Origin of the sequence: Coprococcus sp. ART55/1 (assembly GCF_000210595.1) — a bacterium.
GTDB classification, from domain to species: Bacteria; Bacillota; Clostridia; order Lachnospirales; family Lachnospiraceae; genus Coprococcus; species Coprococcus aceti.
Genome location: NC_021018.1, coordinates 667070 through 675489, shown reverse-complemented (window position 1 = coordinate 675489; position 8420 = coordinate 667070). Strand labels below are relative to the sequence as shown.

The 8420-nt window shown below is 45.0% G+C and carries 5 protein-coding genes; all 5 read left to right on the top strand.

All coding sequences use genetic code 11. The features are described 5' to 3' along the window. Positions 1-80 precede the first annotated feature (80 nt). The gene (locus CCU_RS03260) at positions 81-1019 is read left to right on the top strand and encodes a M14 family metallopeptidase (protein ID WP_015533549.1); all 939 of its coding nucleotides are present in this window, start codon (positions 81-83) and stop codon (positions 1017-1019) included. Further along, positions 1012-1950: a M14 family metallopeptidase gene (locus CCU_RS03255; protein WP_015533548.1), complete on the top strand. Its 939-nt coding sequence runs from the start codon at positions 1012-1014 to the stop codon at positions 1948-1950. Before CCU_RS03260 ends, CCU_RS03255 begins: the two co-directional genes overlap by 8 nt. Positions 1951-2119: 169 nt before the next feature. Further along, positions 2120-5872, top strand: coding sequence for a phosphoribosylformylglycinamidine synthase (locus CCU_RS03250; protein WP_015533547.1), 3753 nt, complete (start codon positions 2120-2122; stop codon positions 5870-5872). 168 nt (positions 5873-6040) lie between these two features. After that, on the top strand, positions 6041-7744 hold the full coding sequence (locus CCU_RS03245; protein ID WP_208895948.1) for a DUF6541 family protein: 1704 nt from the start codon (positions 6041-6043) through the stop codon (positions 7742-7744). Between the two features lie 10 nt (positions 7745-7754). Then, positions 7755-8420: YfhO family protein (locus CCU_RS03240; RefSeq protein WP_208895947.1), on the top strand; the 666-nt coding region annotated here is incomplete at its 3' end.

The following is an 8420-nucleotide window of genomic DNA, read 5'->3' as shown; positions in this document are numbered from 1 at the left end:
GGCAAGTACCCTGCTTTTCTTTATGTACCGGGATAATTTGCAAAATTACTAACGAATAAATAATACAAGGTGGACAAAATATGATAGAAACTGTAGTATCAGCTAACATGCTGATCGGGGAAGTCATGAGGGTGAAGAAGAACCATCTGGCTCCGGATTTCCCAACTGGAAATGAAAAGAGGCTGTGTATTGTGTCCGGTATACATGGGGATGAGGTTGCCGGACAGTACATATGTTATGACCTGATCAGAAGGATCAAGAAGGATTTTGACAAGCTTACTGGAATCGTGGATGTATATCCATTTATCAATCCGATGGGACTTGAGGCGCAGTACAGGGATGTGCCGGTATTTGACATTGATATGAACACTCTGTTCCCGGGTTCCAAGGACGGAACTGTGGGAGAGTACACAGCGGCAAAGGTCATGAAGGACATAGAGGGGGCGGACATTTGTGTTGATGTCCATTCCAGCAGTGTGTACATCAAGGAGATCCCACAGGTCAGGGTTAATTCTGACGTGGCATCGGATCTTGCTCCGTATGTTGCGTGCATGAATGTGGATGTTGTATGGATACATCCGTCGTCTACGGTCATGGAGGGAAGTCTTGCACATGCCCTCAACGAGATCGGAGTCAAGAGTATGGTAGTGGAGTCCGGCGTTGCCCTCAAGATAGATTACGATTACTCGAACCAGATAGTGGACGGACTGTTCTCTCTTATGAAGAAGATGGGAATATGGCAGGGCGAAGTCGAGACTGCACATAAGCCTAAATTTGCAAAAGACAAGGATGTTGTATTTGTAAATGCTGAGAGCAGCGGAATCTTCCTTCCTGTGGCAAAGCACTCAGAATATATACAGCAGGGAGAGATCATAGGAAGAATTGTAAATGTGCTCACGGGCTCGGTGGAGGAGACCATCAGGTCGCCGAGAAGCGGCATTGTGTTCTCGCTGAGAGAATATCCGGTTATAGAAGAGGGGTCACTTGTGGCCAGAATTTTCGGAGGTGGCCATGAATAAAGAGATCATATATTCCATGAATACAGCCTACAGAGGAGAGTACGAGATACAGGGATTTTCCTATGGCAGCGGAGACAAGGCTGCATGCATAGTTGGTGCCATGAGAGGAAATGAATTTCAGCAGCTCTACATAAGCTCACTTCTGGCAAAAAAGCTTGGGGAGCTGGAGGCGAGGGGCGCCATAGTATCAGGGAAGAAGATACTTCTGATACCATCAATCAATTACAGCTCGTTCAATGTGGGCAAGAAATACTGGATAACAGACAATTCAGATATAAACAGATCATTCCCAGGCAATCCTGAAGGTCAGGCGACAAGCCGTATTGCAGCGGCGGTGATGGAGAAGGTCACCGGCTACGCATACGGAATACAGTTTGCGAGCTTCTATATGGATGGTGAGTTTATCCCGCACGTCAGGATGATAGAGACAGGCAAGCAGAGCAACAGCCTTGCCAGCCAGTTCGGTATGCCGTATGTATTGACAGCGGAGCCTAGATCATATGATAAGGCAACGCTCAACTACAACTGGCAGATGCGCGGCACGGAGGCTTTCTCGGTATATTCGGGAGTTACCGACACCATCAATGGTGAGAGTGCCAATCAGGCGGTGTCCTCAGTGCTCAGATTCCTGACACGTATGGGCGTTATAAGATACAACTGCCATGCGGGATACATTTCCACCATCATGGACGAGGAGGATCTGCTCAGCATAAGGTCCGAGCATGCCGCCGGCTTCTTCAAGAAGCTTGTCCAGCCGGGAGACGAGGTTGTACGAGGCGACATAATTGCAAATATCATCAATCCGATGACGGGCGAGAATACGACGGACATATACGCACCGACGGATGGAATCATATTCTACTGTCAGAATTCACCTATGATATACCAGAATTCGGTGATATTTAAGATGATACGAAGACTGCATAACTAGCATGGAAAAGTTATGACATATTTGGTGAAAATGCAGGGTTAAGATACAATTTTATACTTAAATAAGCTGAAAATCGGCAAAAAGATAAAAACTACTACAAAAAAAACAAGATAAATGCTATTATTAAAGAATTGAAATAACAAAAACGCTTTTACTATGGAGGTATGACATGAGTAAGGTCAAGAGAGTGTATGTTGAGAAAAAGCCTGACTATGCGGTCAAGGCGAAGGAACTTCACGAAGAGATTAAGAACTATCTGGGTATCAAGGCTGAGTATGTGAGAGTGCTTGTCAGGTATGATATTGAGAACATATCAGATGAGACATATGCAAAGGCTCTTGAGACAGTATTTGCTGAGCCGCCTGTAGATGTGATCTATGAGGGTGAGCCTGAGCTTGCTGCCACAGATAAGGTGTTCTCAGTAGAGGCGCTCCCAGGTCAGTTCGATCAGAGAGCCGATTCAGCAGAGCAGTGTGTAAAGCTTCTTGCAGAGGATGAGGAGCCTGTTATCAAGACTGCCACAACATATGTACTTTCGGGCGACGTGACAGACGAGCAGATGAAGGCTGTCATGGACTACTGTGTAAACCCTGTTGATTCAAGAATATGCGGTATGGAGATTCCTGAGACTCTGGTTACAGAGTTCCCTGAGCCAGCCGATGTTCATATATTTGACGGATTCAAGGACATGGCAGAGGCAGATCTTAAGGAGCTTTATGACTCACTTGGACTTGCCATGACATTCAAGGATTTCCTTCACATCCAGAACTATTTCAAGGGTGAGGAGAAGAGAGATCCATCCATGACCGAGATCAGAGTTCTCGATACATACTGGTCAGATCACTGCCGTCATACAACATTCTCAACAGAGCTCACAGACGTAGAATTTGATGACGGAGATTACAAGGATCTTCTTGAGAAGACATTTGATGCATACAGAGCAGAGATGAAAGAGATGTACAAGGACAGAGATGACAAGTTTGTATGTCTCATGGATATAGCCCTGATGGGTATGAAACAGCTCAAGGCAGCAGGCAAGCTCGATGACATGGAAGTGTCAGACGAGATCAACGCATGTTCCATAGTTGTCCCTGTAGTTGTAGACGGAGTAGAGGAAGAGTGGCTCGTATTCTTCAAGAACGAGACTCACAACCATCCTACAGAGATAGAGCCATTCGGTGGCGCTGCAACATGTCTTGGCGGAGCTATCAGAGACCCACTTTCAGGAAGAGGTTATGTATACCAGGCTATGAGAGTTACAGGTGCAGCTGATCCTACAAAGTCACTCAAAGATACCATGGAGGGCAAGCTTCCACAGCGTAAGATCGTCACAACAGCTGCTCATGGATATAGCTCATATGGTAACCAGATCGGTCTTGCAACAGGCCTTGTAAATGAGATATATCATCCAGATTATGTTGCAAAGAGAATGGAGATCGGAGCAGTTATGGGTGCAGCTCCAAGACGTGCTGTAAAGCGTCTCACATCTGATCCGGGAGATGTAATCATCCTGCTCGGCGGACGTACAGGCCGTGATGGCTGTGGTGGAGCAACAGGTTCATCCAAGGCTCACACATCACACTCACTCGAGACATGTGGTGCTGAGGTTCAGAAGGGTAACCCACCTACAGAGAGAAAGATACAGAGACTCTTCAGAAGAGAAGAGGTCTCATCTATTATAAAGAAGTGTAACGACTTTGGTGCCGGCGGTGTGTCAGTTGCCATCGGAGAGCTGGCAGACGGACTTGTGGTAGATCTTGACAAGGTACCAAAGAAGTACGCAGGTCTTGACGGTACAGAGCTTGCAATATCAGAGTCCCAGGAGCGTATGGCTATAGTTGTCGATCCTAAGGATGTTGACACTATGCTCGGATACGCTGAGGAGGAGAACCTTGAGGCTGTAGTAGTTGCAAAGGTTACAGAGGAGCCTAGACTTATCCTCAAGTGGAGAGGCAAGGACATCGTGAACATCTCACGTGCATTCCTCAACACAAATGGTGCTCATCAGGAGACTCAGGTCAAGGTTGAAGTTCCAAGCAAGGCAGATAATTACTTTGCTTCAGTTAAGGAGCCTGAGGATGTCAAGAAGGCATGGCTCGATACACTGTCAGATCTGAATGTGTGCTCACAGAAAGGACTTGTGGAGATGTTCGACAGCTCTATCGGAGCAGGAACAGTCACAATGCCTTACGGTGGAAAGTATCAGCTCACACCTACACAGACAATGATCGCAAAGCTGCCTGTACTCAAGGGTAAGACAGACACTATCACCATGATGAGCTACGGATTTGACCCATATCTGTCAAGCTGGAGCCCATATCACGGTTCAGTATATGCGGTTGTTACATCAGCAGCCAAGATAGCTGCAGCAGGTGGAGATGTAAGCAAGATCAGACTTACATTCCAGGAATATTTCAAGAGACTTGGAACAGACCCATACAGATGGGGACAGCCACTGGCAGCACTCCTCGGAGCATATGATGTTCAGATAGGACTTGGACTTCCGTCTATCGGTGGAAAGGACAGTATGTCAGGTACATTCAATGATATAGATGTACCTCCAACACTTGTATCATTTGCAGTTGACGTGGCAAGCTACATGGACGTTGTGACACCTGAGCTCAAGAAGGCAGGCAATGTTCTTGTGGAGATGGATATAGAGAAAGACGAGAACGACATACCTGTATATGAGAATGTTCTGTACATGTATGACCTCCTGAACAAGAAGATCAAGGAGGGCAAGATCCAGTCTGCATACGCAGTTGGATTTGGCGGTATCATAGAGGCTGTCAGCAAGATGGCATTTGGAAATAAGCTCGGTGTTGAGCTTGAGGATACAGTCAGCAAGAAGGATCTTGTTGCCAAGAACTATGGCGCTATCATTCTTGAGGTTAAGGCAGCAGATCTTGATCAGCTCGGAATTCCTGTCAAGAAGATAGGTAAGGTTACAAAGGAGCCTGTATTTACATACAAGGATGTCACGATCACTATGGACGAGGCTCTTGCAGCATGGACAAAGACTCTTGAGAAGGTATTCCCAACAGAGTCAAATGTTCCACAGACAGAGATCAAGACTGGACTCTTCGACGCCAAGACAGTTTACACATCAAGGAACAAGGTTGCCAAGCCAAAGGTATTCATACCTGTATTCCCTGGTACAAACTGTGAGTATGACTCAGCAAAGGCATTTGAGAGAGCAGGCGCAGACGTACAGACGATAGTATTCAGAAATATGACAGCACAGGGAATCAGAGATTCTGTTGACGCATTTGCAAAGGCAATCAGCGATTCACAGATCATCATGTTCCCAGGCGGATTCTCAGCCGGTGATGAGCCAGACGGATCAGGTAAGTTCATCGCAACTGCATTCCGTAATGCGAAGATCTCCGAGGAAGTCATGAAGCTCCTGAACGAGAGGGACGGACTTGCACTTGGTATCTGTAACGGATTCCAGGCACTCATCAAGCTCGGTCTTGTGCCTTACGGCGAGATCAGACCACAGACAGATGATTCACCTACACTGACAATGAACAGCATCGGACGTCATCAGTCCAAGATGGTATACACCAAGGTTGTAACAAACAAGAGCCCATGGCTGAAGAAGGCAGAGCTCGGCGGAGTATACACAATTCCTATCTCACACGGTGAGGGACGTTTCGTTGCAAGCAAGGAATGGTGCGAGAAGCTCTTTGCAAATGGACAGGTTGCAACACAGTATGTCGACATGAACGGCAACCCAACCATGGACGAGTACTACAACGTCAACGGTTCATACTATGCGATCGAGGGTATCACAAGCCCAGACGGACGTGTCCTTGGTAAGATGGGTCACTCGGAGCGTATTGGACAGGCTGTAGCTGTAAACGTATACGGCGACCAGAACCAGAAGATATTCGAGAGTGGTGTGGAGTATTTTAAGTAAGATGAAATCATGTCACACGGATTATATCCGGTGATATACCAATAAAAATAGCACAGATGTGCAGGAGTCATAAACAGTTTTAGATGACTGAGAATACGGGGACAGGTGAGAGTAGATTCCATACCTGTCCCCGTTTGTCTTTATATTTATGCGTACTGACTGCCGGGGATGATGTGGCAGAGCTTTGACGACCGGGAGGAGATTCTGCGTGATAGAAAAAAGAAAAACAGAATAGAGATTCTGGGAATTGCAATGCTGGTGCTTCTGATAAGTGGTGTATGTATGATCCCTTGTTTTAAGACAGGCCTGCCATACGGTGATGACCAGCAGGTTCATATGCTCAGGGTGGAGAGTATCCTCAAAGCGCTAAAGTCAGGGCAGGGATACCCTGTATATATATATCAGACTATGTTGGAAGGGTATGGCTACGGTATGGGAATATTTTACCCTGATTTGTTCTTGCTGCCAGCCGTTCTCTTCAGACTTCTGGGGGCATCACCGGAGATTGCAATGAAGATATATATATATGTACTGATGATATGTACGGGACTTACTGCGTATTATACAGGGCGGAGCATTGGCAGAGGCCGTTGCGCGGGTGTTGTCACTATGGTGCTTTACACAATGGGACATTATCATCTTGAGGATGTATATACCAGATTTGCACTTGGCGAAATTGCTGCCATGGTATTTATTCCACTGGCGTTTCTTGCTCTTTACGACCTGACTGAGATGGGACACAGTAGAAAAGGCCTTTTATGTGTATCATATTCGTGTCTTATGCTTTCACACACGATAAGCTTTGTATTATGTGTAGTAATGGGAATAATCTGGGTGTGTGCGAGATGGAAAAGAATTGCGGCTTGCAGAAGACTTATTGGGGCTGTGTGTATGGAAGCTCTTGCGTGTGCAGTACTTACATGTTATTATTGGCTTCCTGTACTTGAACAATTTGCAGATGGAAGGTTCTATGTAAGCAATGAACTGGCATTTTACACACATGAGGAGACTCAGACACTGCTCGCGATAGTGAGTGGAAAGTATTCGGTTGCATTCATTGAGATTGGAATACTGGCACTTATGGTATTTGTCAGTATATATAAAAAAGTATATAATAAAAAGGCTTTGATGTGCCTTGTGACAGCGGCGGTGCTTCTTGTATGCGAGACAAAGATTTTTCCATGGAAACTTATCGACAGAACTCCATTTGTCAGTATACAGTTTCCGTGGAGGCTGAATATGTTCACAGAATTCTTTGTGGCACTTGGTCTTGCACTTCAGTCAGTGGATATAATAAAGCTGTTGCCATCATACAGAAGAAATGCATGTTTATGTGCGGCTGGAAGCATACTTATCGGTATTTTTAGCCTGAATATGGTATGGAATATAGAACTTGGTGGCTATGTGAACTATCCGGAAGGTTATGCGGATAATGCAGGAAGTACAGACAGCATAGGGTTCTGGGAGTGGCTTCCAGCAGAAGGGGATCTTGCAACATCTGTCGGAGCAGAAAGCAGCGGGATGGTAAAGTGCGAAGATACTTACATACGGGGGCGCTATGGATCAGACGGAAGCTATGAGTTTGATGCGGGTAAAACTGCGGGGGAGTGCATAGTTCCAAAGTATTATTATAAGGGATATGAAGCAATAATGGCTGATGGACGGAAACTGACGGTAAGCAAATGTCTAAATGATGGATTGGTAGAAATATCAGTTTCGCCAGAGGCAGGTAAAGTTGTTGTAAAATATAAGGGGACAAAGATTCAGCATTGGTCATGGAGAATAAGTATATCAGCGGTCTTGCTTATGTTATTGATACTTATAATGCAACATGCTGTCGAAAAAGGAAAAATACAAAGTTATATGGAGTGATGGAGTAATTATGGAAAAAAAGAAAATCAGGTCAAGAAAAATTGTTAAGTATGGAATGGCATTTCTGATTCCTATCATATGTATAGTGATACATATGATGATGACAGACTGTTATCCATTTGGAAAGAATACTATACTGCTTGGAGATTCTAATACCCAGTATTATGCGTTTTTTGTGGAATTATCAGGCAGGATAAGACAGGGAAAATCAATTTTTTTCAGTTGGGACATGGGACTAGGATATGATTTCTATACTAATTTCTTTTATTATCTGGCAAGTCCTGTCAATCTAATAGCAGTTTTGTTCGGCGGTTCACATATGGAGCTGGGAATGATCGTCAGTATGTGTATTCAGGTTGGACTTTGCGGAGTTACTATGACCTATTTCTTATCGCATACCAGCAGAAATAAAATGCAGCACGGATGGCTGAATGACATACTCTGTGTTGTGATGGGAATGGCTTATTCCATGTGCGATTATATGCTTGCATATCAGTATAATCTCATTTGGCTTATATGCCTTCTTCTCGTGCCTGTTATGATGCTTGGCGTTGAGAGACTTATTGAGGGCGGTGATGTGAGACTTTATTTTGTGATGCTTTTCATGTCATTTGTATTCAACTTCTATTTTTCGTGGTTTGTTGCTATGATAGCTGTGATATGGTTTATCGATGTG